At 59.9% G+C, this 24,357-nt stretch carries 17 protein-coding genes, 4 tRNA genes and 1 riboswitch; of the genes, 5 read left to right on the forward strand and 16 right to left on the reverse strand.

Annotated features, from left to right (window positions below; translation table 11 throughout):
- Window positions 1-24: 24 nt before the first annotated feature.
- Window positions 25-101, reverse strand: a tRNA-Arg gene (locus HF257_RS03425).
- A 326-nt stretch (window positions 102-427) separates the two neighbouring features.
- Here HF257_RS03425 and HF257_RS03430 point away from each other — a divergent pair.
- From HF257_RS03430 to HF257_RS03440, 3 genes are all read left to right on the forward strand, one after another.
- Window positions 428-655, forward strand: a complete 228-nt coding sequence (locus tag HF257_RS03430; protein WP_185703188.1) for a hypothetical protein — start codon at window positions 428-430, stop codon at window positions 653-655.
- Window positions 656-666: 11 nt separating this feature from the next.
- Entirely contained in the window at window positions 667-846 is a 180-nt protein-coding gene (locus HF257_RS03435; RefSeq protein WP_185703186.1) for a PA3371 family protein, read from the forward strand.
- A gap of 383 nt (window positions 847-1,229) precedes the next feature.
- The gene (locus HF257_RS03440; RefSeq protein ID WP_003193592.1) at window positions 1,230-1,556 is read left to right on the forward strand and encodes an Arc family DNA-binding protein; all 327 of its coding nucleotides are present in this window, start codon (window positions 1,230-1,232) and stop codon (window positions 1,554-1,556) included.
- Window positions 1,557-1,664: 108 nt separating this feature from the next.
- Here HF257_RS03440 and mgtE read toward each other — a convergent pair whose 3' ends face one another.
- The 8 genes from mgtE to ltaE all read right to left on the reverse strand — a co-directional run bounded on the left by mgtE (window position 1,665) and on the right by ltaE (window position 9,391).
- Window positions 1,665-3,107, reverse strand: coding sequence for a magnesium transporter (gene mgtE, locus HF257_RS03445; protein ID WP_135291620.1), 1,443 nt, complete (start codon window positions 3,105-3,107; stop codon window positions 1,665-1,667).
- A 326-nt stretch (window positions 3,108-3,433) separates the two neighbouring features.
- Window positions 3,434-3,510, reverse strand: a tRNA-Arg gene (locus HF257_RS03450).
- A 72-nt stretch (window positions 3,511-3,582) separates the two neighbouring features.
- Window positions 3,583-3,659: transfer RNA gene (locus HF257_RS03455), tRNA-Arg, on the reverse strand.
- A gap of 108 nt (window positions 3,660-3,767) precedes the next feature.
- Window positions 3,768-3,858: transfer RNA gene (locus HF257_RS03460), tRNA-Ser, on the reverse strand.
- 62 nt (window positions 3,859-3,920) lie between these two features.
- Window positions 3,921-4,109 carry a carbon storage regulator CsrA gene (gene csrA / locus HF257_RS03465; protein WP_009399024.1) on the reverse strand — a complete coding sequence of 63 codons (189 nt, stop codon included), beginning with the start codon at window positions 4,107-4,109 and terminating at the stop codon, window positions 3,921-3,923.
- Window positions 4,110-4,284: 175 nt separating this feature from the next.
- Window positions 4,285-5,526, reverse strand: a complete 1,242-nt coding sequence (locus tag HF257_RS03470; protein ID WP_185703184.1) for an aspartate kinase — start codon at window positions 5,524-5,526, stop codon at window positions 4,285-4,287.
- 95 nt (window positions 5,527-5,621) lie between these two features.
- The gene (alaS, locus tag HF257_RS03475) at window positions 5,622-8,240 is read right to left on the reverse strand and encodes an alanine--tRNA ligase (protein WP_185703182.1); all 2,619 of its coding nucleotides are present in this window, start codon (window positions 8,238-8,240) and stop codon (window positions 5,622-5,624) included.
- Window positions 8,241-8,386: 146 nt separating this feature from the next.
- A complete protein-coding gene (gene ltaE, locus HF257_RS03480) occupies window positions 8,387-9,391 on the reverse strand; it encodes a low-specificity L-threonine aldolase (protein ID WP_185703179.1) in 1,005 nt (334 codons plus the stop codon).
- Window positions 9,392-9,581: 190 nt separating this feature from the next.
- A riboswitch (FMN riboswitch) is annotated at window positions 9,582-9,751 on the forward strand.
- 97 nt (window positions 9,752-9,848) lie between these two features.
- On the opposite strand from ltaE, the gene HF257_RS03485 reads away from it, so the two are divergent.
- Window positions 9,849-10,358, forward strand: coding sequence for a 6,7-dimethyl-8-ribityllumazine synthase (locus HF257_RS03485; RefSeq protein WP_090369065.1), 510 nt, complete (start codon window positions 9,849-9,851; stop codon window positions 10,356-10,358).
- Between the two features lie 133 nt (window positions 10,359-10,491).
- Here HF257_RS03485 and astE read toward each other — a convergent pair whose 3' ends face one another.
- From astE to HF257_RS03520, 7 genes are all read right to left on the reverse strand, one after another.
- Complete coding sequence (gene astE / locus HF257_RS03490; RefSeq protein WP_185703177.1) at window positions 10,492-11,496, reverse strand: succinylglutamate desuccinylase; 1,005 nt, start codon at window positions 11,494-11,496, stop codon at window positions 10,492-10,494.
- Window positions 11,497-11,507: 11 nt separating this feature from the next.
- Complete coding sequence (locus HF257_RS03495) at window positions 11,508-11,795, reverse strand: topoisomerase II (protein WP_177013231.1); 288 nt, start codon at window positions 11,793-11,795, stop codon at window positions 11,508-11,510.
- Between the two features lie 23 nt (window positions 11,796-11,818).
- A complete protein-coding gene (gene astB, locus HF257_RS03500; protein ID WP_185703175.1) occupies window positions 11,819-13,165 on the reverse strand; it encodes an N-succinylarginine dihydrolase in 1,347 nt (448 codons plus the stop codon).
- 152 nt (window positions 13,166-13,317) lie between these two features.
- Window positions 13,318-14,784 carry a succinylglutamate-semialdehyde dehydrogenase gene (gene astD / locus HF257_RS03505; protein ID WP_185703173.1) on the reverse strand — a complete coding sequence of 489 codons (1,467 nt, stop codon included), beginning with the start codon at window positions 14,782-14,784 and terminating at the stop codon, window positions 13,318-13,320.
- Window positions 14,784-15,809 (reverse strand): arginine N-succinyltransferase, encoded by a 1,026-nt coding sequence (gene astA / locus HF257_RS03510; RefSeq protein WP_033901301.1) that lies wholly within the window; start codon window positions 15,807-15,809, stop codon window positions 14,784-14,786. The genes astD and astA overlap by 1 nt, the downstream gene beginning before the upstream one ends.
- Window positions 15,810-15,862: 53 nt before the next feature.
- Window positions 15,863-16,882, reverse strand: a complete 1,020-nt coding sequence (aruF, locus tag HF257_RS03515; RefSeq protein ID WP_003175655.1) for an arginine/ornithine succinyltransferase subunit alpha — start codon at window positions 16,880-16,882, stop codon at window positions 15,863-15,865.
- A gap of 199 nt (window positions 16,883-17,081) precedes the next feature.
- Window positions 17,082-18,302: an aspartate aminotransferase family protein gene (locus tag HF257_RS03520; RefSeq protein ID WP_185703171.1), complete on the reverse strand. Its 1,221-nt coding sequence runs from the start codon at window positions 18,300-18,302 to the stop codon at window positions 17,082-17,084.
- A gap of 245 nt (window positions 18,303-18,547) precedes the next feature.
- Here HF257_RS03520 and HF257_RS03525 point away from each other — a divergent pair, with 245 nt between their 5' ends.
- Complete coding sequence (locus HF257_RS03525) at window positions 18,548-24,346, forward strand: leucine-rich repeat domain-containing protein (RefSeq protein ID WP_185703169.1); 5,799 nt, start codon at window positions 18,548-18,550, stop codon at window positions 24,344-24,346.
- Window positions 24,347-24,357 lie beyond the last annotated feature (11 nt).

Raw genomic sequence — 24,357 nt, forward strand, 5'->3', positions numbered from 1 at the left:
ATATTCTGTGCGGGGCTTTGAATCTGGTGTCCCAGGGCCGGTTCGAACGGCCAACCTTCCCCTTAGGAGGGGGATGCTCTATCCAATTGAGCTACTGGGACAAATGACAGCCACCGAGCCAAGGGCGCTGCGACGGACGGCGTGCATGTTAACGGCCAAGGTGGATTTTGTCATGTCGTCCGTTGGCTTTTTGAGTGTAGGTCGACCCCTCCTGTGACGATCCGGGTTTTGCCCAGTAAACACAGGCACATGGCGCCATCGTGCAAAATGCACTCCCCTAAAATGCCAGCATTGCAAATTGCAACCTTGAGAGCATTTAAAGTAGACTCAAGACATTGATTTTATTGAATATATAGATTGGCACAAGACCTGCAATACCTCTCCTACAAGACCCATTCAGCCACGGCGTCAAGCGGAGAACATGACCATGAACAGTGCCCTTCTGTTGAGCCTCAATGCCGTAGCCCTGGCTGCATTGGTGACGTTCCACTTTCAAACGACTGGCACGAATGACCCCGCACAGATCAGCCAGGCCGTGCCACACCACCTGCAACAGCGCCCGCAGCTGGCAGTGATGACCCCAAACGTGCAATCGCAGGTACGCCTGACTCAAGGCGATCAAGCTGCTCCCGTCTCTGAACACTGGGTTTTCTGAGGAAACCACTCATGACCAAATCTGCCTGGCTGTTTCTATGCCTGACCCTCGCCACTGGCATTTTCGGCCTGAGCGCCAGCTCTGAAGGCGAGCAAACCACCGCACTCATTGCCGCCGGCGTATCCGCCAGCCTGTTGTTGCTCACGCTGATCGTGGGTCGCCGAATCAAATTCGATCCGGTTTTGCGCTGACCCCTCCCCTCCCGACCTTATGTCGCCTCGCCCTCGCAAATCGGCAAAATGCCACTAGTCTTAAAACTGCGGGCAAAAGGCCACTTTGCTATAGGATAGGCGGCCTAAACCCTTGTGGTGGCCAGGACTTGCTGGAAGTTCCCCTACAGAATCACTCGTAGAAAAGTTTTCCAACCAGTCCGCAAAAATGCAAATGAGTGCTGGCATAAAGCCTTTAGGCAGTTCAATATTTGTCACAGAATTGACGCCAAGGAAATGGCAAATCTGAGGCATGATGCGGCCTCTTTGCAATTCAGGTTGAACATTTGGCTGCGAACCTTGTCCTAACACACATCTTGCGGCCAATTCCAAAAACCGCTCCCCTGAACTAACCGGTTAAATATATGCGCCCATTGAAACAGGCAATTTATTCCAGCCGTACGGCTGACAAGTTCGTCGTACGTCTGCCAGACGGAATGCGGGAACGCATTGCCGAGGTGGCTCGCAATCATCACCGAAGCATGAACTCCGAAATCATCGCACGCCTGGAACAGAGCCTTATTCAGGAAGGTGCGCTGGGCGAAGAGTTGAGCATGCGCCTGGACAGCCCCGAGCTGTCACTGCACGAACGCGAACTGCTGCAGCGTTTTCGTCAGCTCTCCCACCGCCAGCAAAATGCTCTCGTCTCGCTTATCGCGCACGACGTTGAGGCGGCCGCAGAAGCCAATTGATCTGCAAGTGAAAGCCGAAGCCAGCCACGTGCTGGCTTTTTTTTGCATGGAATTTGGGAAGGGAATGCCGGGAGATGCGGGGGGCAGATCTGCCCCCGCCGGAATGAATCAGAGCAGGAAGATCGTCGCCAAGCCCAAGAAGATAAAGAACCCACCGCTGTCGGTCATGGCGGTAATCATCACACTGGCGCCCATTGCCGGATCACGGCCCAGGCGGGCCAGGGTCATAGGGATCAACACCCCCATCAACGCCGCCAAGAGCAGGTTGAGGGTCATGGCAGCCGTCATCACGACGCCAAGGGACCAACTGCCGTACAGCAAATAGGCCACCACACCAATCACACCTCCCCAGACAAGGCCGTTGATCAGGCCAACCGCAAGCTCCTTGCGCAGCAAGCGCGATGAATTGGCGGTGCTTACCTGATCCAGCGCCATAGCACGTACGATCATGGTAATCGTCTGGTTACCCGAGTTACCGCCGATCCCGGCCACAATTGGCATCAGCGCTGCCAGGGCCACCAGTTTCTCGATCGAACCTTCAAACAACCCGATCACCCGCGAAGCAATAAACGCAGTAATCAGGTTAACGGCCAGCCACGCCCAGCGGTTATGCAGCGAGCGCCAGACCGATGCGAAAATATCTTCTTCTTCACGCAGACCCGCCATGTTGAGAACTTCGGTTTCGCTCTCTTCACGAATCAGGTCGACCATTTCATCGATGGTCAGACGGCCGATCAACTTGCCGTTTTTGTCGACCACGGGCGCCGAAATCAAGTCATAACGCTCGAACGCCTGGGCGGCCTCGTAGGCGTCTTCATCCGGGTGAAAGCTCACAGTGTCGCTGGCCATCAAGTCAGCAACTTTTTTATCCGGGTCGTTGACCAGCAAACGCTTGATCGGCAGTACACCCTTGAGGATGCCTTCGTAATCGACCACAAACAGCTTGTCGGTATGACCTGGCAACTCTTTAAGTCGACGCAGGTAACGCAAGACGACTTCCAGGCTGACGTCTTCGCGGATGGTGACCATCTCGAAGTCCATCAGGGCGCCGACCTGATCCTCGTCATAGGACAATGCGGAGCGTACGCGCTCACGCTGCTGGCCATCGAGGGCTTCCATCAGCTCGTGCACGACGTCGCGCGGCAGCTCAGGAGCCAGGTCAGCGAGTTCGTCGGCATCCATCTCCTTGGCCGCAGCCAAGAGCTCGTGATCGTCCATGTCGGCGATCAGCGTTTCACGGACTGAGTCAGATACTTCTAGGAGAATGTCGCCGTCACGATCAGCCTTGACCAACTGCCATAGGGTCAGTCGATCATCCAGCGGCAAGGCTTCGAGAATATAGGCAACGTCGGCGGAGTGCAGGTCATCGAGCTTGCGTTGCAACTCGACGAGGTTTTGCCGGTGAACCAGGTTTTCGACCAGGTTGTTATTTGGACCATCCTGGCGGTGCGTAAGGTCTTCGACCACGCGCTGGCGCTGCAGCAGCTCGATGACTTGAGCCAGGCGATCCTGCAGGCTTTCTTGTGTTTTCTTTACTTCTACTTCGGTCATAGGCGAACTCCACTCCCAGCAGCGGGGCACGCCGGAAGGATCAATCAGTCAATTCATGATTGGTAAAACGGGGTACTGAGTCACTACTGGGTAAGTCCATGGAGGTATTCCACAAGCCCCGGCGGGGCTGACGGGCGCAATGATACACGCTGCGCGCGCTTTAAACGTTAAAAAACTGGAAAGAACAAGCGCTTGCGAGACAAAGCTGAGCATTGGCTGCATCTATGAACTGCGACGACACAGCTCGGAAGGAAAACACATGAGCAGGACAAAAACATAAAACCCAGACGGCAAAAAGCCCGCACTAGGCGGGCTTTTTGTTTGTATGGTGCACTCGACAGGATTCGAACCTGTGACCGCTCGGTTCGTAGCCGAGTACTCTATCCAGCTGAGCTACGAGTGCAGATTGTGTTTTTAGACCAGATCACAACTGGTTGAAGCCAAGTCACCTGCATTGCTGCAACTGACTCTTAAATGGTGCACTCGACAGGATTCGAACCTGTGACCGCTCGGTTCGTAGCCGAGTACTCTATCCAGCTGAGCTACGAGTGCATTTGTTGCCGCGCATTATAGGCCGTTCAATCTCTATGTAAAGCTATTTTTTCGTTTAATTTCAATCACTTAACGAAAAAACCAGATTGCAACGTACTAAGCAAATAATGGCGGAGAACGGGGGATTCGAACCCCCGACACCCTTTTGAGGTGTACTCCCTTAGCAGGGGAGCGCCTTCGGCCACTCGGCCAGCTCTCCGCAACACGGGGCGTATATTAACCACGTTCATCCCCGTTTGCAAACATAAAAAACGATAAAAATTAAAGGGTTGGTTCTTCGTCCTTCTCTTTCTTGATCCGCAGGTAGATTTCCTCGCGGTGGACCGCCACCTCTTTCGGAGCGTTAACCCCAATACGCACTTGATTGCCTTTGACGCCGAGCACGGTCACGGTGATTTCGCCATCACCAATAATCAGGCTTTCTGCGCAACGACGAGTCAGAATCAGCATACCTTTCTCCTCACGCATTTCATTTCAGGAACAACAGTCTGCAAAAAAAAGGCGTTCGACCTACAAGCCAATGGCCATAGCCCTACACGCCTAAGTATTGTCGAGCCCACGCAAAAGAACATGCGCCCTACAAAAAAAGGAAAGGCGCGGTAAACCGCGCCTTCCTGGCATTACATCACTCGCCCTGTCGAGCCGGAGCGTCCAGCTCAAAAGCCGTATGCAACGCCCGTACAGCCAGTTCCAGGTACTTCTCTTCAATCACCACCGAGACTTTAATTTCCGAGGTGGAGATCATCTGGATGTTGATGCTTTCCTTGGCCAGCGCGCCGAACATGCGGCTGGCAACGCCGGCGTGGGAACGCATGCCAACGCCTACGATCGACACCTTGGCAATCTTGGTATCGCCGACCACTTCGCGGGCACCAATCTCGCTGGCAGTGTTCTCCAGGATCTTGAGAGCCGCATCGTACTCGTTGCGGTGCACGGTGAAGGTGAAATCGGTGGTGTTATCGTGCGAAACGTTCTGCACGATCATGTCGACTTCAACGTTCGCATCGCTGATAGGGCCCAGAATCTTGAAAGCCACGCCCGGGGTGTCTGGCACGCCACGGATAGTCAGCTTGGCTTCATCACGGTTGAATGCGATACCGGAAATGATCGGCTGTTCCATGGATTCCTCTTCATCAATAGTAATGAGGGTGCCCGGACCCTCTTTGAAGCTGTGCAATACGCGCAGCGGAACGTTGTACTTGCCGGCGAATTCCACCGCACGGATCTGCAGCACCTTGGAACCGAGGCTGGCCATTTCCAGCATCTCTTCGAAGGTGATCTTGTCCAGGCGCTGGGCCACGGACACAACACGCGGGTCGGTGGTGTAGACGCCGTCCACATCGGTGTAGATCTGGCATTCATCAGCCTTGAGGGCCGCCGCCAGTGCCACGCCGGTGGTGTCCGAGCCGCCACGCCCCAGGGTCGTGATGTTGCCGTGCTCGTCCACACCCTGGAAGCCCGCTACAACTACCACGCGGCCTGCTTGCAGATCAGTACGGATTTTCTGATCGTCAATCTGCAGGATGCGCGCCTTGGTATGCGAGCTGTCGGTAAGGATGCGCACCTGGCTGCCAGTGTAGGACACCGCCGGCACACCACGCTTGTTCAGCGCCATGGCCAGCAAGGCGATGGTCACCTGCTCCCCCGTGGACACAATCACATCCAGCTCACGCGGCAGCGGCTGTTGATCACCGCTGATTGCCTTGGCCAGATCGATCAGGCGATTGGTCTCGCCGCTCATGGCCGACAGCACCACCACCAGGTCGTCACCGGCATCGCGGAATTTCTTAACCTTGTCGGCTACCTGTTCGATTCTTTCGACAGAACCGACCGAGGTGCCTCCAAATTTCTGTACGATCAAAGCCATTTCTAAGCCGCCTCAGCCCGTAAAGGGGCGCCTATTATCCAATCAACCAACACCACACCGGCCCGCGACTAGACCACGGGCCGGTGAACGGTGCCTTAAATACCTGCCTCGACAAATGGCACGGTCAGGGCCAGGGCCGCGTCCAGGGCACCAGCGTCTACACCACCGCCTTGCGCCATGTCCGGACGACCACCACCCTTGCCGCCCACTGCCGCAGCGGCTTGCTTCATCAAATCACCGGCCTTGAGTTGGCCAGTCAGGTCCTTGGTTACACCGGCAACCAGAACGACCTTATCCTCATGGACACTGCCGAGCAGGATCACTGCGCGGCCGAGCTTGTTCTTCAACTGATCAACCAGCGCCAACAGCGCCTTGCCGTCCTGACCATCCAGGCGTGCCGCCAGGACTTTCACGTCCTTGACGTCCACCGCAGAGGCGGACAGATCGTCGCCTGCTGCGCTGGCAGCCTTGGCCTGCAGTTGCTCCAGCTGCTTCTCCAGCGCACGGTTGCGCTCCAGCACAGCCGACAGCTTGTCGATCAGGTTGTCGCGGCTGCCCTTGACCAGGCTGGCCGCTTCCTTGAGTTGTTCTTCGGCTGCATTGAGGTAGGCCAGGGCCGCAGCACCTGTCACCGCCTCGATACGACGCACACCGGAGGCCACGCCGCCTTCGCTGATGATCTTCAACAAAGCGATGTCGCCGGTACGGTTGGCGTGGATACCACCACACAATTCCACCGAGAAATCGCCGCCCATGCTCAGCACGCGCACGCTGTCGCCGTACTTCTCGCCGAATAGCGCCATGGCGCCCTTGGCCTTGGCGGTCTCGATGTCGGTTTCTTCGGTTTGTACCGCCGTGTTCTTGCGAATCTCGGCGTTGACGATGTCTTCCAGAGCCTTGATCTGCTCAGGCTTGATCGCTTCAAAGTGGCTGAAGTCGAAACGCAGGCGCTGGCTGTCGACCAACGAGCCTTTCTGCTGGACGTGCTCACCGAGTACCTGGCGCAATGCAGCGTGCAACAAGTGAGTGGCCGAGTGGTTCAACGCAGTGGCGTGGCGTACGTCAGCATCAACCTGAGTGTCTACCGGCGCACCGATGGTCAGATTACCCAGCACCAAGACACCGTGATGCAGGAACGCACCGCCGGTCTTGGTGGTATCGCGAACTTCAAAACGACCGGACGTCGAGCTCAAGAAACCACAGTCGCCGACCTGGCCGCCGGACTCGGCGTAGAACGGCGTCTGGTCCAGGACCACAACCGCCTCTTCACCTTCGTTCAATACGTCGACCGACTTGCCGTCTTTATAGATAGCAACGATCTTGGCCGAACCCACCGTGGCGTTATAGCCAGTGAACTCGGTCGGCACATCAACCTTGACCAGGGTGTTGTAGTCCAGGCCAAAGGAGCTGGCGGAGCGGGCGCGCACGCGCTGGGCTTCCATCTCACGCTCAAAACCGGCTTCGTCGATGGTCAGCTCGCGCTCACGGGCGATGTCGGCAGTCAGGTCCATCGGGAAACCGTAGGTGTCGTACAGCTTGAACACCACGTCGCCCGGCACCACGGTGCCTTTGAGCTCGGCCAGGTCCTGCTCGAGGATTTTCAGACCGTGTTCCAGGGTCTTGGAGAACTGTTCTTCTTCGGCTTTGAGCACGCGCTCGATGTTGCCTTGCTGCTGCTTGAGTTCCGGGAAGGCTTCGCCCATCTCGGCAACCAGCGCAGCAACGATCTTGTAGAAGAAGCTGCCAGTGGCACCCAGCTTGTTACCGTGGCGGCAGGCACGACGGATGATACGGCGCAGCACGTAGCCACGGCCTTCGTTCGACGGCAGCACGCCGTCGGCGATCAGGAAGCCGCAAGAGCGAATGTGGTCGGACACTACTTTGAGCGAGGACTGGTTTTCATTGGCGCAGCCAATGGCGGCAGCCGACGCGCTCAGCAGGTTAGTGAACAGATCGATTTCGTAGTTGGAGTGAACGTGCTGCATCACCGCACTGATCCGCTCCAGGCCCATGCCGGTGTCGACCGACGGCGCTGGCAGCGGATGCAACACGCCATCGGCGGTGCGGTTGAACTGCATGAAGACGTTGTTCCAGATCTCGATGTAACGGTCGCCGTCTTCTTCCGGCGAGCCCGGTGGGCCACCCCAGATGTCGGCGCCGTGGTCGTAGAAGATCTCGGTGCAAGGGCCGCACGGGCCGGTATCACCCATGGTCCAGAAGTTATCGGAAGCGTACGGCGCGCCTTTGTTGTCGCCAATACGGATCATGCGCTCGACAGGCACGCCGATTTCTTTGGTCCAGATGTCATACGCTTCGTCGTCCGTCGCGTAGACGGTGACCCAGAGCTTTTCCTTGGGCAGCTTCAGCACGCCGGTCAAGAAGGTCCAGGCGAAGGTGATCGCATCTTTCTTGAAATAGTCGCCAAAGCTGAAGTTACCCAGCATTTCGAAGAAGGTGTGGTGGCGGGCGGTGTAACCGACGTTTTCCAGGTCGCTGTTCTTGCCGCCGGCACGCACGCACTTCTGGCTGCTGGTAGCACGGGTGTACGCGCGTTTTTCCTGGCCCAGGAAGCAGTCCTTGAACTGGTTCATCCCCGCGTTAGTGAACAGCAGGGTTGGGTCATTGCCTGGGATCAAGGAGCTGGAGGCTACACGGGTGTGACCTTGCTCTTCGAAGAAGCGAAGGAAGGCTTCACGGATTTCTGCGCTTTTCATTAGGTTCTTCCACGGAGGCTGCGGCCAAAGGCCAGTGCGCAACATCATCAGACGGAGCGACGGCAAAGGGCCGCATTATATCGGCCCTTTGTCGGTGGTACAGCGTGTTTATGCGATAGAGCGGTTCAATTAGACGGTCTGTACGGTCATTTGCGTGAAAATTCGACGAATGTCGCCAGCACCTGCTCGATCTGTGCCCGGTTGACATCCAAATGCGTGACCATTCGCAGGCGTGGCGCGGCGCTCAACTTGATCCCGCGCTCGGCGGCGAAGGCTTTCAGCGCCTGGGCCTGATCGCCGATCTGGACGTAGACCATGTTGGTCTGCACCGGCTCCACTTCGAAACCAGCTTTGCGCAATTCGTCCCCCAGCCATTGGGCGTTGGCGTGGTCGTCTGCCAGGCGCTGCACCTGGTGGTCCAGGGCGTACAACCCGGCCGCCGCCAGGGAGCCGGCCTGACGCATACCGCCGCCGACCATTTTGCGCAGGCGGCGCGCTTTGGCGATCAGCGCCGTGGAGCCGCACAGCACCGAGCCAATCGGCGCACCCAAGCCCTTGGACAAGCACACCGACACCGAGTCGAAATGCTGGGCGATTTCCCGCGCATCCACCCCCAGCTTGACCGCCGCGTTGTAGATCCGCGCGCCGTCCAGGTGCAAGGCCAGGCCGTGCTCACGAGTGAACGCTCGCGCCTTGGCCAGGTATTCCAGTGGCAACACCTTGCCCTGCATGGTGTTTTCCAGTGCCAGCAGGCGGGTGCGAGCGAAGTGGAAATCGTCGGGTTTGATAGCTGCGAGCACGTGGTCCAGGTCCAGCGAGCCGTCGGCCTGTACCTCCAGCGGCTGCGGCTGGATCGAACCGAGTACCGCCGCACCACCGCCTTCGTATTTGTAGGTGTGGGCCTGTTGGCCGACGATGTATTCCTCGCCGCGCTCACAGTGAGCCATCAACGCCAGCAGGTTGCTCATGGTGCCGGTGGGCACGAACAACGCAGCGGCAAACCCCAGGCGCTTGGCCAGTTCGGCCTCCAGATGGTTGACGCTAGGGTCTTCGCCATACACGTCATCGCCGCTGGCGGCAGCGGCCATGGCGTCCCGCATGCCGGGGGTGGGTTGGGTCACGGTGTCGCTGCGCAGGTCGATCACAGACATGAAACAAGCCTCTTGGGGTTCAGTAAGTTCCTTTTCAGAGTGATTACTGCGGGCAAAGCCACGGAATATCAAGCCCCCTGCGCATTCAATCGAATACCAACCAAACAAACCGATATAGCTTATCGATACGACGATCGTGCAGTTTTGGAAAAACCGTGTTAAAAACTCTCCGCCGCCAGGGTTCTGGCGGCAACGTTCTCAGGGCGGGGTGCAATTCCCCACCGGCGGTAATTACACGCAACGTGTATAGCCCGCGAGCGCTTGGCGCCTCGAACTGCTCACGCAGGACGGCGACAAGGTCAGCAGACCCGGTGTGATCCCGGGGCCGACGGTCATAGTCCGGATGAAGAGAGAACGGGATTGGCACCTAAGGGCCGCGCGCCGATTCGGGCAGGCGTACCCTTAAATCCCATTCGATTCATAACGCCCTGTTTTTTTCTTAAACAGGAGTCAGAACATGCAACCCACCGCAATCGACAGCAAAAGCAAGAACCATCACGGCGAGCGTATCGCGTTTATCCAGGCCTGCTGGCACAAGGATATTGTCGACCAATCCCGTAAAGGCTTCCTCGCCGAAATCATCGCCCAGGGCTACCAGGAATCGGACATCGATTTCTTCGAAGTCGGTGGCGCATTTGAAATGCCCCTGCACGCCAAGCTACTGGCGAAGACTGGCCGTTATGCCGGTATCGTCGCTGCCGCATTGGTGGTAGACGGCGGTATCTACCGTCACGAATTCGTCGCCCAATCGGTGGTCAGCGGATTGATGCAAGTACAGCTGGAAACGGAAGTGCCGGTGTTCTCGGTGTCCCTGACGCCGCATCACTTCCATGCGGGCAGCGAACATCATGCGTTCTTCCACGATCACTTTGTGCACAAGGGTCAGGAAGCGGCACGTACCTGTGCCGATACCTTGCACAAAGTGCGCGCGATCCGTCGTAGCGAGCCGCGCGCTGTAGCCGTCTAAATAACACCGCGAAATAAATGTGGGAGCGGGCTTGCTCGCGAAGGCGGTGTGTCAGTCACTGAACAGGTTGACTGATACACCGCCTTCGCGAGCAAGCCCGCTCCCACATTGGATAGCGCTAAAACCTTGAGATCTACGCCAACCCGGCATCCGACGTCGGGACTATCAATATGCCCGCACGCAAACCATTCTTGACCTTTGGGTTGGGGAAGATGATGCGCGCACCCTCCTCCTCGATCACCCAACGGGTCTTGGCCACGTCTTCGGCCAGCAGATAGCCCTTTTCCAGTTCTGAAAAGTTTTCCACGTCCGTCGGCAAGTGCAAGAGGAAGGCATCGCTGTGCTTGATGACTTCCCGTGCAACCGCGAACAGTTTCAAACCGTCGAGTGTGTCGGTCTCAGGCTCGCTGCCTTCGATGATCTGCTTCAGGCGGGTTTCCAGGCGAGACACGTCTACGCCCTGGTTCTGCCCGAACGGCCGCGCCTTGCCCAACTCCAGGGTGAAGGCCTCGGCGTCCAGTTGCTCGTAGGTAAACGCCGTGAAGGTGATGGAGGTCTTGTTCTGCAGCAGCACGGCTTCCATGCCAGCGGCGCGCAAACGCTCCAGTTCGCGACGGGAGTGCTGGCGACCGGCTTTCCACGGGTACAGGGCGAACTGTTCGATCTTCGAACCACGAATGGCCGTATGCAGGTCGTAGTGCAGGCGCGAACGGTCGGGCAGGCTGAAAAAGCTACGAGCCAGTTGCTCAAGCTCGGCGGCGCGCATGGCCTCCGGGCCGATGTTTTGTTCGTGACGGCCATTGAACAGCCGGTTGACGTCCAGCTCCAGGTAACGCTCGCCGCGGCGCATCGCCTCGGGGTTGCCGAACAGGAACAGAATACGGTTGCGGGGTTTGATCTCCCCACGGGCAATGCCATGCAACAAGCGGTCGAGCAGTTCGATCGGCGCGGTTTCGTTGCCATGGATGCCAGACGACAGCAGCAGGTCGCCGCCATTGTCCCGACCCTGCGGCGGGCGCACTTCAAGCGCGCCCTCGCTGAGCCAGCGCATCTGCACGCCGTCGACAGTCAGTTGAATTTTTTGCGCCGGTTCACGACCGGCGAGGGTCAGTTCAAGCAGTTTGCCGAGGGCGAGCATAAGCAGCTTCCTTAGTGGTTGCAGCCTGGGCCGTGAACGTGATCGTCGTCACCTTCAACGTCGGCCGGTTCCATTTCCAATTGCAGGCTCATCAGGTTGGTGGCCAGTGGGCGCATCAGCAGGTTGGCGTACTCGGCGTCGCCTTCTTCCACGTCCACACCGATCAGCAGTTGGCCACGGCCGTCGTGCTGGATCCAGATTTCCTTGCCCTGCCAGACCACGGCGACGCGGGTGCAGGAGGTTTCCAGCTGGGTGCCGTCGGTGTCTTCAAGAATCAGTTTGAGGGTGTCGGTGGTCATATTTTAGCTCTCGCCGTGCGGCGTTAATTGATCTGGAAAGGATAAACCGAGCCCAGTTTAAGGATTTGCGTCAGTTCATCCAATGCCGTCCGGCACTCAAGCAGCAATTGCGGGTCAGCCAGGTCGGTTTCACGCAGGCTGTCGCGGTAGTGCTTGCCGACCCACTGGGTCAGTGTTTCGTACAACGGCGCGGTCATGATAACGCCTGGATTCACCGCCGCCAGTTCCGTTTCGTTCAACGCAACGCGCAAGCGCAGGCACGCCGGGCCACCGCCGTTCTGCATGCTTTGCTTGAGATCGAAGACTTTCACTTCACGGATCAACCCGCCGGACGCGGTCAAGCCTTGCAGGTACTGCCAAACGCGTTCGTTGGCACGGCATTCTTCCGGCACGATCAGCAGCATCGAGCCGTCGGAGCGGGTCAGCAACTGACTATTGAACAGGTAAGAACGCACTGCGTCCTCGACGCTGACCAGCGCGCGGGGCACGCAGACGGATTGGAAGTTACCGCCCAACTTGCCCAACTTGCCGTGCAATTCAGCGAGCATTTGCTCGGTATTGAGAAACGCGTCCTCGTGGTAGAACAGCACTTCGCCATTGCCCACGGCGATTACGTCATTGTGGAACACGCCGGCATCGATCACCGCTGGGTTCTGCTGGGCGTAGACCACACCGGACTCCTTCAAGCCATGCAGGCGTGCAACGGCCTGGGAAGCTTCGAGTGTCTGGCGCGCCGGGTACTTTTGCGGTGCTGGGTAACGGGGGTCGAACGCACTGCGGCCAAACACGAAGAACTCAACGCCCGCTTGGCCGTACTCACGGCAAAAACGCGTGTGGTTGGCTGCGCCTTCGTCGCCAAACTGCGCCACCGCGGGCAATGCGGCGTGATGGGCGAAGTGCTGCGCGTCAGCAAACATCGCTCCTAGCACACGGCTGGTGGTCGGATGTTCGATGCTGCGGTGGTATTTGCAATTGAGGTTGGCGGCGGTGAAATGCACGCGACCGTCAAAGGTGTCGGCACTCGGGCTCACGGTAGCGGCGTTGGCCACCCACATGCTCGACGCGGAGCAACTGGCGACCAGCAGCGGCATGGCTTCCTTCGCTGCCTGCTGAATGACCTGCGCGTCGGTGCCGCTGAAACCGAGGCTGCGCAAGGCGGCCACGTCCGGGCGTTCCTGGGGCGCCAACACACCTTGCACGAAGCCCATGTCCATCAGGGCCTTCATCTTTTGCAGGCCCTGCAACGCCGCTTCCTTGGGGTTGGAATGCTGCTGGCTGTTGCTCTGGGACGCGACGTTGCCGAAGGACAAACCGCCGTAGTTATGGGTCGGCCCCACTAGACCGTCAAAATTGACTTCATAGGATTTCATCGGCGAGGCTCCACGAACATCTGTTTTTATAGGCAATTTTCAACACAACAGAGATCCAATGTGGGAGCGGGCTCGGTCGCGAAAGCGGTGGACCCGTCACCTGATACATCAACTGACAGACCGCATTCGCGAGCAAGCCCGCTCCCACATTTTCAGATCAATGTTATCCCAGGGGTCAATGTCGCTGGGACCACCAAGTTTGGAGTCTCAAGCGAAGCCACCGGGTACGCACAATAATCCGCCGCGTAATACGCACTGGCGCGATGGTTGCCCGAGGCCCCTACCCCACCAAACGGCGCCGTACTCGCCGCACCAGTCAGCTGTTTGTTCCAGTTGACGATACCGGCACGGCTTTCCAGCCAGAACTGTTGGTAACGCGCCTCGGAGTCCGACAGCAAACCTGCAGCCAACCCGTACTGGGTGTTGTTGGCCTCGGCAATCGCGGCTTCGAAATCAGCGTAGCGAATCACCTGCAACAACGGGCCGAACAGCTCTTCATCTTCGCGCTCGGTCACGCCGGTCACATCAATGATGCCTGGCGTCAGCAGCGCGGCCTGATCCTGCGGCTGGGTCATTTCCAGCAGCGCCACGGCGCCGTTGGCCAGCATCAATTCCTGGGCGTCTATCAAGGCTTTGGCAGCCGCCAGGGAAATCACCGAGCCCATGAACGGTGCCGGTTGCTGGTCGAACGCGCCCACTTCAATCGTTGAACTGACCGCGACCAATCTTGCGAGCAACGCATCACCCCATGCCCCTTCCGGCACCAGAAGACGACGCGCACAGGTGCAACGCTGGCCAGCGGAGATAAACGCCGATTGGATAATGGTGTAGACCGCCGCATCCACATCGGCCACTTCATCAACCACCAGCGGGTTATTGCCGCCCATTTCCAGCGCCAGAATCTTGTCCGGACGCCCGGAGAATTGCTGGTGCAGGTGATTACCCGTGCGGCTGGAGCCGGTGAAGAACAACCCGTCGATTCCTGGGTTGGCCGCCAAGGCGATGCCGGTTTCCCGCGCACCTTGCAGCAGGTTCAGTACGCCCGCGGGCAGGCCGGCTTCGATCCAGCACTGCACGGTCAGCTCGGCGACCTTTGGCGTCAACTCGCTGGGTTTGAACAACACGGTATTACCGGCCAGCAACGCCGGGACGATATGCCCGTTGGGCAAGTGACCCGGGAAGTTGTACGGGCCAAACACTGCCACCACGCCGTGGGGCTTGTGACGCAACACGGCAGTGGCGTCGCCCAGGGGGCCGCTCTTCTCGCCGGTACGTTCACGGTAGCTTTGCACCGAGATGGCGATCTTGTTGGCCATGCTGGTGACTTCGGTGGCCGACTCCCACAGCGGCTTGCCGGTTTCTTCGCCGATGCAGCGGGCGATTTCATCAGCACGCTTTTTCAGGGTAGTGGCGAAGGTTTCCAGCACGCTGATACGTTCTTCCAGCGAGCGGCGGGCCCAGGCCGGGAACGCCTGGCGCGCAGCCTGCACGGCAGACTCGACTTGCTCGGCAGTGGCGCCATTACCCGCCCACAGCACCTGCTGAGTCACCGGATTGCGCGATTCGAACAGCTCACCCTGACCTTCCAGCCAGCTACCTGCGATGTACAACGAATTCATTACTTCGACTCCCGAGCAGCGGACAACGGTACGGCACGCACTTGATCACCTACGACCAGTTGCAGGCGCTTGGCGGTTTGTGGATCGACCACCAGCGTGCCTGCCGCCAGGCGGGCCGGAGCGGCCGTGATGCGGCACTCCTCGCGCTTGCGGTTATGGATCAGGAACGGCGTGGCGTCGTCCCCCGGCGTGCCGATGGCCAGTACCAGCGACTGGCTGTCACGCACCGCGCGAATCTTGGTGGTCTCACACTCCACTGCAGGGCCCGCGTCGAAGATGTCGACATAGCCCTGGTAGCTGAACCCCTCGCTCTTGAGCATGCTCAGCGCAGGCTCGGTGTCTGGGTGAACCTTGCCGATCACGTTGCGTGCGTCTTCGGACAGGAAGCAGCTGTACAGCGGAAACTTCGGCATCAACTCGGCAATAAATGCCTTGTTGCCTACGCCCGTGAGGTAATCAGCCTGGCTGAACTCCATCTTGAAAAAATGGCGGCCCAGGCTTTCCCAGAACGGTGAGCGCCCGGCTTCGTTGGACACACCGCGCATCTCGGCAATGATCTTGTTGCCGAACAGTTGCGGGAACTCTGCGATGAACAACATGCGCGCCTTGGCCAGCATGCGGCCATTGAGGCCGGTGCGGTAATCGGCGTGCAGGAACAACGAGCACAGCTCGGAATTGCCGGTGAGGTCGTTGGCCAGGAACAGCGTCGGAATCTCACGGTAGATATTCAGTTCCTGGGAGGCGCTGACCGTCAGGCCTACCCGGAAGTTGTACCAAGGCTCACGCAGGCCAACGGCACCGGCAATCGCGGAAATCCCCACCACACGCCCTTCGTCGTTTTCCAGCACGAACAGGTAGTCGGCATCGCCACGCCCGGCGTCGCCGCGGAAGGTTTTTTCGGCCCAGCCTACCCGGTGCGTCAAGCGCTCTTCGTTGGCCGGCAACGTAGTAAGGCCGGTGCCGGTGCTGCGCGCCAGATCAATCAGGGCCGGTAAATCGCTGCTGCGTACGGGACGAACGATCATGCTATCTCCTCAGACGGGCCGCTGTTTGGCAGCCACCCGCGACACTCAATTCTTTAAACCGCGACCAAACGCACACTCGCGCCTTCGCCAACGCCCAGGGCTTCGGCGGCCGCCAGGTCCAGGGTCACCGGTTTGCCGGGCGCGTAGTCCAGTTCCAGCATCACCGCGCGGTAATCCTGCAACTGCGCGTTGCTCACCAGGTACTGGCGGCCAACACCCTTGACCATCTCGCCGATCTTCACCGGCACCACGCGGCTCTGGGCAATCGAGCGAATGCCCGAGACCCGTGCGTGCAACGTCGGGCCACCGTCGAAGATGTCGATGTAGTGATCGGTCTCGAAGCCTTCGCGCATCAGGATGTCGAAGGTGATCTGCGCACGCGGGTGCACCTGGCCCATCGCTTCCTGGGCTTCATCCGGCAGCAACGGCACGTAGATCGGGTAGTGCGGCATCAGCTCGGCGAGGAAGGTGCGGCTTTTGAGCCCACACAGGCGCTCGGCGGCGGCGTAGTTGAGGTCGAAGAAGTTGCGACCGATGGCGTCCCAGAACGGCGAGTCACCGTTCTCGTCGCTGTAGCCGACGATCTCGGTCACCACCGAGTCGGCAAAGCGCTCAGGGTGGCTGGCGACAAACAGCAGGCGGCCACGGGAATTGAGTTCCGACCACGGCGAACCGACCAGCTCCGGCACCACATAGAAGCTGGTGAGCAGGCTGTTGCCGGTCAGGTCGTGGCACTGGGAAAGCACGTGGATCTTGTTGTGGATCTTCAGCTCGCGGGAGGCGTGCACGAAGGTCTCATTACGAAAACTGTAGAAAGGCTCGGAATAGCCCGCCGACGCGACGATAGCCGAGCAGCCGGCGAGCTTGCCGGTCTCGGTGTCTTCGAGCACGAAGAAATAGCTTTCTTCACCGTTGAAACTCACCTCGGCGGCGAAGGAAGCTTCGCTGGCGGCGATCTTGTCGCTGAGGCGTTCCACATCATCCGGCAAGGAGGTGACACCAATCGGGCTGTCCGCAGCCAGACGCTGTACCTCGCCCAGATCAGCCATTTGCGCGGGGCGCATCACCAGCATGGTGTCACTCCTTAACTCGAAAAACTCATAGAGGAAAAAATGCCGGACAGTGCCTGATTCAACTCAGGCCCAAATGTGGGAGCGGGCTTGCTCGCGAATGCAATCTGTCAGTCAATACACCTGGCGACTGAACCACCGCTTTCGCGAGCAAGCCCGCTCCCACATTTGGAAACGGTCCGGCCAGCAAAAAGTGTTGCTATCAGGCTTGCGTCAGCGCCTTCACAGCACGCTCAAAACGATCCAGGCCTTCCTTGATGTCCGCATCCTCCACCACCAAACTCGGCGCAAAACGCACCACGTCCGGACCGGCTTGCAGGATCATCAGGTTTTCTTTCTCGGCCGCGTTGAACACGTCCTTGGCCTTGCCTTTGAACGCGTCGCTCAATACGCAACCAATCAATAGGCCCATGCCGCGCACTTCGGTGAAGATGCCGTATTGCTTGCCGATCTGTTCCAGGCGCGCCTTGAACAGGTCGTGCTTGGCGTTCACACCGGCCAGTACTTCTGGCGTGTTGATCACGTCGATCACCGCCTCGGCCACCGCACACGCCAGCGGGTTGCCGCCGTAGGTGGTGCCGTGGGTGCCGACCACCAGGTGCTTGGCCAGCGCTTCGGTGGTGAGCATCGCTGCAATCGGGAAACCGCCGCCCAGGCTTTTGGCGCTGGTGAGGATGTCTGGCGTAACGCCGTAATGCTGGTAGGCGAACAGCTTGCCGCTACGACCCATACCGGTTTGCACTTCGTCGAACACCAGCAGCGCGTTGTTGGCGTCGCACAGTTCGCGAGCACCTTGCAGGTAAGCCAGTTCAGCCGGCAGTACGCCGCCTTCGCCCTGGATCGGTTCCAGTACCACGGCGCAGGTCTTGTCCGACACGGCGGCTTTCAGTGCAGCCAGGTCGTTATAAGGCACGTGAGTGATGCCAGTGATTTTAGGACCGAAACCATCGGAGTACTTGGACTGGCCACCGACGTTGACAGTAAACAGGGTACGGCCGTGGAAGCTGTTCAGCGCAGCGATGATCTCGTACTTCTCAGTGCCGAAACGGTCGAACGCAACACGACGGGCCAGCTTGAACGCGGCCTCGTTGGCTTCGGCGCCGGAGTTGCAGAAAAACACGCGCTCGGCAAAGGTGGCGTCGATCAGCTTATGCGCCAGGCGCAGGGCCGGCTCATTGGTGAAGACGTTCGACACATGCCACAGTTTGTTGGCTTGTTCGGTCAGTGCACCAACCAACGCCGGGTGGGCATGGCCCAATACGTTGACCGCGATGCCGCCGGCAAAGTCGATCAGCTCGCGACCCGCCTGGTCCCACACGCGCGAACCTTCGCCACGCACAGGAATGAATGCGGCCGGTGCGTAGTTAGGCACCATGACCTGGTCGAAATCGGCACGTTGCACCGGGGCTTGCTCAACGGACATCGGAGTCTCCTGAAGAGGAACGCCTGCCTGGAACTGGCGGGCGATGCAGGGATTGTAAGGACAGTTTTCAGCGCGGCCTTGCCGCCAAGCGACAACTTCTTATAGCGCCAACCCGCGATTTTGGCGGGTTTACGCCAATGCGACAAATAGCGTCGCAATGGCGCAGTTTAAACTAACTATCTAGAGCAGGCCGCGTGAAACGCGCTGATCTACTGATGCGCTTTCCTGACTATCAGAGATTTTGCATGAGTACGCCCTCTCTCACCGACGATACCGCACAGCCGGACCGTCACTATGCCCTGCTGAAAGATGCCATTGCGCCCTGGCTGGGCCAGGCGTCAAGCACCCGGCGACGGGCCTTGGCCGAGGCAACCCTGCAAGCGCATGCCACCAATGCCGAGTTCAAGCGCCTGACCGGCGTGCACTGGAACGCGCAAAATGCGGTGGATGACGCCCTCAATCAGGTGCAAGGCCCACGGGCATTTGCCCGTGCGCGGCTGGAAGGTGCACTGCTGACCCGCTTCGGCCTGGACTTGAACAGCGAATCGGTCTTTCTGCGCCTCTATATCCCACAACATGTGCCGTGGTTTTCGATCCCTTCGGGCGCCGCGCGCACCTGGACCGTGTCACTGCTGGACGCCGCCCTGCACAACTTCGAACACAGCGAAACCCTCGACGACGCCTTCGAGATCGACTCGACCTACATCACACCGCCCAATGCCACCGGCCAGTTCGACACCCTGCCTGCCATCCGCGAAAAAATCGGCATCACCACCTTTACCCGGTTGTGCCGCGAGCTGGATATCGGCGCGCACTACCAGACGTACCTGCGCACACAACTGGGCCTGAACGAACCGGTGAGCGCCGCGGTACTGCAAGCCAAGGTCGACGCCAGCCACAAAGCCGCCCTGCGCGTCGCCCTGCAACTGGCGCGTCAGCGCGGTGATATTCGCGATGACTTTGCGCGGCAGGTCGAAGGCCTACTGCAGGGCCGCAGTGACCTGAGCCTCGACACCCAGCCCTTGCACTGCCACACCTTGCAGATGATGGACGCGCCACTGGCAGGCATCCTGCTGATCGCTCCCGACCTGGAAACCTCCCGTTCGGTACAGCGCCTGGTCGCCTACGTGCCGGACGACCCGCAGCAACCGCTCAAGGAATACGCCTCGGCGCTGGCCTTCCAACAGGAACTGACCCATCAACTGCGTGACCCCGACTACCAGACGTTTTTCAGCCGCTTCGTCCCCCATGCACAGCGCGGGGTGTTTTTCGCCAACCTGAGCCAGCGCCTGGCGCGAGTCAAATGGCACCCCACCGACTACGGCAGCGGCCTGCCCGCCTGGCGCAAGGAACCCACCGACGCCCCCAAGCTGCAATTTGTCGCCACACTGGTCCACGGCAATATCTGGTTGCACCTCTATCAGCAAAAGCTCAATCAGGTCCTCAACGATGCGCGCACCCAAGCCGTGTCCACGGCCACAGTGGACCGCAATGCGCGCTGGGCCCTATGGGATTCGTTTGTGAATGTGGCGTCGTCGATCCTCAACGCCGCGCTGTTGATCGTCGCACCGTTCATTCCCGGGCTGGGCGAGTTAATGCTCGGTTACATGGCCTACCAACTGCTGGATGACGTGTTCGAAGGCATTGTTGACTGGGCCGAAGGCTTGTCCCAAGAGGCGTTCGGCCACTTGATGAGCGTGCTGCAATCCCTGGTGCAATTGGGTGCCTTTGGTGCAGGCAGCACGATTGGCGCGGCGCAGTTACGCAGGGTTTTGCCCCCTGACGTCCTGGCTTTTATCGACCGTTTCAAACCCGTCACGCTGGCCAGCGGTGCCCGCCGTTACTGGCAGCCGGACCTCACGCCCTATCAACAACACATCCGCCTGCCACCACGCCTGGGCATCGACTCGCAAGGGCTGCATCGGATGCGCGGCGAGTCGATATTGCCCCTGGAAGGCAAGCTGTACGCCGTGCAAAAACACGCGAATGAAGACACTTATGTGATCAAGCACCCCAACCGTCCCGAGGCCTACACCCCGCGCGTGCAGCACAACGGCGCCGGTGCCTGGCACAGTGAGCTGGACACGCCACTGCAATGGGATCACCCCACCCTGCTGCGGCGCCTGGGCCATCGCGTCGCCGAGTTGAGCGAAGCTGACCAGCAACTGGCGCTGAGCCTCAGCGGCGTGAATGAAAACGCCCTGCGCCAAATGCACGTGCGCAGCGACCCGGTGCCGCCGCTGCTGGACGACACCCTCGACCGTCTGCGCCTGGACCGCAGCCTGCAAACCCTGATCGAACGCCTCGACAGCGACGACCCCACGCAACACGCGCAGGTCGACCCACAGGACATGCTCCAGTTGCTCACCACCTACGGCGACTGGCCCAACACCCGCGCCTTGCGCATTGTTGACGCCGAGGGCAACACCGCCTGGGCATTCGGTGATCAGAACAAGCCCGTGGTGCAGATCCACGAGGCGCAAATGACCAATGGCGACCTGCTCAGGACCCTGTTGCAAGCCCTGAGCCCGGAAGAAATCCGCAGGCAATTCGGCGAGGTGGCTGCCGACCCCGAGCTGCGCCTGGAAAACCGCGTGAAGCAACTGCGCAAGAAACTCGCGCGTCTGGCCGAGCGACATCGCACCGAGCTGTTCGAGGCGCGGTATGCCGAGTATCAACTGACCGAGCAACCGCCAGTGCAACACATGATGCAGACCGCGCCCGGCCTGCCGACCAAGCTCATCACCCGACTGCTGGGCCAGGCCAGCGCCTTTGAGCTGGAGGAACTGGGCTACCAGCGTACACCGCCGCGCCTGGCCCACTTGGCTGAAAGCGCACTGGCCGAACTGCGGCTTAACCGCGCCTACGAAGGCCAGCACCTGGTGGCGCCGCCGAACCTGGACACTGACCGCCTGGCCTTGAACAGCCTGAAACTGCTGCCAGGCTGGTCTGATCAGTTGCGCCTCGATGCCCGGCACCTCGACGCCGCCGCTGCCAGTTGGCTGCAGGTGGGCCCGGACGACGCGCCGATCCAACGCACAGTGGTGCGCACGGCCGGCGGCCGCTATGTCCCCTACGACGATAAGGGCCCGTTGTTCGGCGAAACCGACCTGTACACCGCCGTCCTCAATGCCTTGCCCGATGCGCAACGAGACGCCCTGGGCATCGGCATCGGCCAAGGCCCTTTGCTTGAAGAACGCTTGCGCCACAACCCGCTTAAACGCGACGAACTGCGCCACGTGCTGGGCGGTGACGCCGCCGAGCCCCCCAGCCTGGAAACCCAGCGCCATCTGGGAAGCGACAGCGGCTACCCAAGGCTTGCCGCCCCGGCGACGCAACCCCCAACGTTAGAACAGCGCGCACGCCAGCTGTACCCAGCCCTCAACCCACGGCAAATTCATGACTTGCTCACCCACCTGCACGCGCAACCCAGCGGCGTCGCCAATGGCCTCGCCGCGCTGGCCGAGGAATACGGGCAGTTGGACCGCGACCTGAGCACATGGGAGCGCCAACCCCTCACGACTCACCCGGGCACCGGAGCGCCCTTGTCCGACGCCGAGCAAGTCCGCGAAGCGCAGAACCGCTACATGAGCGCAAAGCAGCTGCGCCAATGCTGGCGGCGCGAGACCGATGTAGATGATTACTTCGAAGCCGCCCACGAAAACGGCCACAGCCTGCGCATGGAATACCCTACCCTCGGCCCATTGCCCGAACTGACCGCCAACTTCGACCATGTGTCGTTGCTAACGCTCTACGGTTTCCCCGACAGCCCAGGCGCCGTTGCTTTCATCGGGCGTTTTCGGCGGCTGCGTCACCTCTCCGTCACCGGGTTCAACCTCGGCACGCTGCCGGAAACCATCTTCAGCATGCCGCGCCTGAACGCCCTGAACCTGAGCACCTGCAACATCAGGCTCACCCCCGCCAGCCAGGCCCGTCTCGGCTCGCTGCATGGCTTGCAGATCCTCGCCTTGCACAACAACCCCCTGGGCTTGGCGCCCAGCGTTGAAGCCATGCCGCACCTGATTCATCTGGACCTGACGCAGGCCGCCATCGAACACCTGCCGGCCGGCGTATTGACGCGCCCCGAACTGCAAGTGGTGCTGCTCAATGACAACCAGATCCGCGAGCTGCCAGCCGAACTGTTCACGCTGTCGCCCGAGCGAGCCGACAGCTTCGTGCTGAGCGACAACCCGCTGTCGCGCCGCACTCTGGAGCAGGTCAAGACCTACTATCAGCTCCATGGCGTTTATTTCGATATCGACGCGCCCGCCGCCGACCTGCGCGATGCGCGCCTGCTGTATCCGAGCCTGAGCCAGGAGGAACTCAATCAATTCATCTATAAATTGCCGGGCAACCTCGAAGCCGGGCAGATTGAATTGGCCAACCGGGCAGGCGAGCTGCAACAGCTGCAAACCGAGTTGACGCAGTGGCAACAGGCTCCCGACCTCAGCCCAACGGAGTATCGCCGCCGAAATGAGCTGAGCCAGTTGCTGGAAAACAGTTGGCGCCGCGAGCGCACCCAACCCACCGGGCGGCGCCACTCATTAGTGATATCGCGCCGCTTGGCCGGGCACATGCCCACCCTGAAGGCCACTTGGCGACACGTCGCGCAATTGGTGATCGAGGACGGCGTAGGCCTGGGCAACGTCGATGCATTCCTCGCCCGCTTCCCCGAGTTGCATGTGCTCAACGTGCACCAAGCGCCGCTGACGGACATTCCCCAAGCGGTCTTTGGCCTGCCAAAACTGTGGTTCCTCGAGCTGGAAAACTGCTCGATCAAGCTATCCGCCAATAGCCGCGCAAGCCTTGAAAACATGCAGCAACTGCGGCACTTGAGCCTGAGCGGCAACCCGCTGGGCGAGCTGCCGGATTTCAGCCAACTGCCAGAACTGGGCACCCTGCTGCTGACCGACACCGGGCTGAGCGCGGTGCCGCCCGGGCTGTTGCGCACCATGCCCCGCCAGGTGATCAACTTGAGCCGCAACGCCATCGAACACTTGCCAGCGGCGTTATTCGAGTTACCGGTCAGCAGCAGCCAGGCGTTCGATCTATCCGCCAACCCGCTGTCGTACACGTCCCTTGAGCAGATCAAACGCTACTGCCAGCGCACACAGGCATTTTTCAATGCCCAAGCACCGGCGGCACAACGCGAGTGGGCGCAGCGACTCTACCCAAGACTGCAACCCCGCGACGCAGACGGTTTGATTTTCAAGCTGGCGGGCAACATGGATGAAGTCGATGCCGCCCTGACACGACTGGAAGCCGAATACCAGCAACTGGTCAGTGACCTGCAACGCTGGGCCGACGACGTGCCCACCCGGCACCCGGTGCTGGGCAACGACCTGGATGATTTGACCCGCATCGCCGAAGAGGGCAACCGCAGCCACTTCAAGCGCCTGCTTGAAGAAGCCTGGCGCCGCGAAAGCCCGGAAGACGAAGAAAGCCTGGACTATACGCCGACCCATGCCGTGCTGGTCAACCTGCCAATCATCGGTGAGTTGCCACCATTGAGCGCGCGCTTCGAGCATGTCACGGCGTTTGAATTCAAGGGTTCGATCACCACCACACAGGTGGACGGCACGCTCAAGAACTTCACCGAGCTGCAATCGCTGAACGTGAGCCACTGCACCCTGGAGCGGCTGCCCACGGCGATCTTTGCCATGCCCAAGCTCACCAGCCTGGAACTGTCCCACTGCGCGATCCGGTTGACCCCGGCCACCGCGCGTACGGTCAGCGACCTGCACAGCCTGGAGTTCCTGGACCTGAGCAACAACCCACTGGGCCACGCGCCGGACGTCACTGGCCTGCAAAGACTGACCTCGCTGCACTTGCACAACACGCGGATCAGCCAACTGCCCGACGGGGTGTTTCAACTCACCGAGCTACAAAACCTGGACCTGAGCCATAACCAACTACGCGAAATCCCGCAGGCATTAATGGAGACGCAACAGAACTTTCACGGTATCCGTCCGGCCAACACACCTTCCTGGCCCCGACGCCAAAGGCGATGGTGTCCACCTGATTTAAGTGGACACCATTTCTAGCCTTTTAAGCG

The sequence above is a fragment of the Pseudomonas cremoris genome (assembly GCF_014230465.1).

What these genes read in the sequence shown, in the direction of transcription:
- HF257_RS03430 (WP_185703188.1), top strand. Translation starts at nt 428, where the DNA reads ATGAACAGTGCCCTTCTGTTGAGCCTCAATGCCGTAGCCCTGGCTGCA.
- HF257_RS03435 (WP_185703186.1), top strand. Translation starts at nt 667, where the DNA reads ATGACCAAATCTGCCTGGCTGTTTCTATGCCTGACCCTCGCCACTGGC.
- HF257_RS03440 (WP_003193592.1), top strand. Translation starts at nt 1,230, where the DNA reads ATGCGCCCATTGAAACAGGCAATTTATTCCAGCCGTACGGCTGACAAG.
- mgtE (WP_135291620.1), bottom strand. Translation starts at nt 3,107, where the DNA reads ATGACCGAAGTAGAAGTAAAGAAAACACAAGAAAGCCTGCAGGATCGC.
- csrA (WP_009399024.1), bottom strand. Translation starts at nt 4,109, where the DNA reads ATGCTGATTCTGACTCGTCGTTGCGCAGAAAGCCTGATTATTGGTGAT.
- HF257_RS03470 (WP_185703184.1), bottom strand. Translation starts at nt 5,526, where the DNA reads ATGGCTTTGATCGTACAGAAATTTGGAGGCACCTCGGTCGGTTCTGTC.
- alaS (WP_185703182.1), bottom strand. Translation starts at nt 8,240, where the DNA reads ATGAAAAGCGCAGAAATCCGTGAAGCCTTCCTTCGCTTCTTCGAAGAG.
- ltaE (WP_185703179.1), bottom strand. Translation starts at nt 9,391, where the DNA reads ATGTCTGTGATCGACCTGCGCAGCGACACCGTGACCCAACCCACCCCC.
- HF257_RS03485 (WP_090369065.1), top strand. Translation starts at nt 9,849, where the DNA reads ATGCAACCCACCGCAATCGACAGCAAAAGCAAGAACCATCACGGCGAG.
- astE (WP_185703177.1), bottom strand. Translation starts at nt 11,496, where the DNA reads ATGCTCGCCCTCGGCAAACTGCTTGAACTGACCCTCGCCGGTCGTGAA.
- HF257_RS03495 (WP_177013231.1), bottom strand. Translation starts at nt 11,795, where the DNA reads ATGACCACCGACACCCTCAAACTGATTCTTGAAGACACCGACGGCACC.
- astB (WP_185703175.1), bottom strand. Translation starts at nt 13,165, where the DNA reads ATGAAATCCTATGAAGTCAATTTTGACGGTCTAGTGGGGCCGACCCAT.
- astD (WP_185703173.1), bottom strand. Translation starts at nt 14,784, where the DNA reads ATGAATTCGTTGTACATCGCAGGTAGCTGGCTGGAAGGTCAGGGTGAG.
- astA (WP_033901301.1), bottom strand. Translation starts at nt 15,809, where the DNA reads ATGATCGTTCGTCCCGTACGCAGCAGCGATTTACCGGCCCTGATTGAT.
- aruF (WP_003175655.1), bottom strand. Translation starts at nt 16,882, where the DNA reads ATGCTGGTGATGCGCCCCGCGCAAATGGCTGATCTGGGCGAGGTACAG.
- HF257_RS03520 (WP_185703171.1), bottom strand. Translation starts at nt 18,302, where the DNA reads ATGTCCGTTGAGCAAGCCCCGGTGCAACGTGCCGATTTCGACCAGGTC.
- HF257_RS03525 (WP_185703169.1), top strand. Translation starts at nt 18,548, where the DNA reads ATGAGTACGCCCTCTCTCACCGACGATACCGCACAGCCGGACCGTCAC.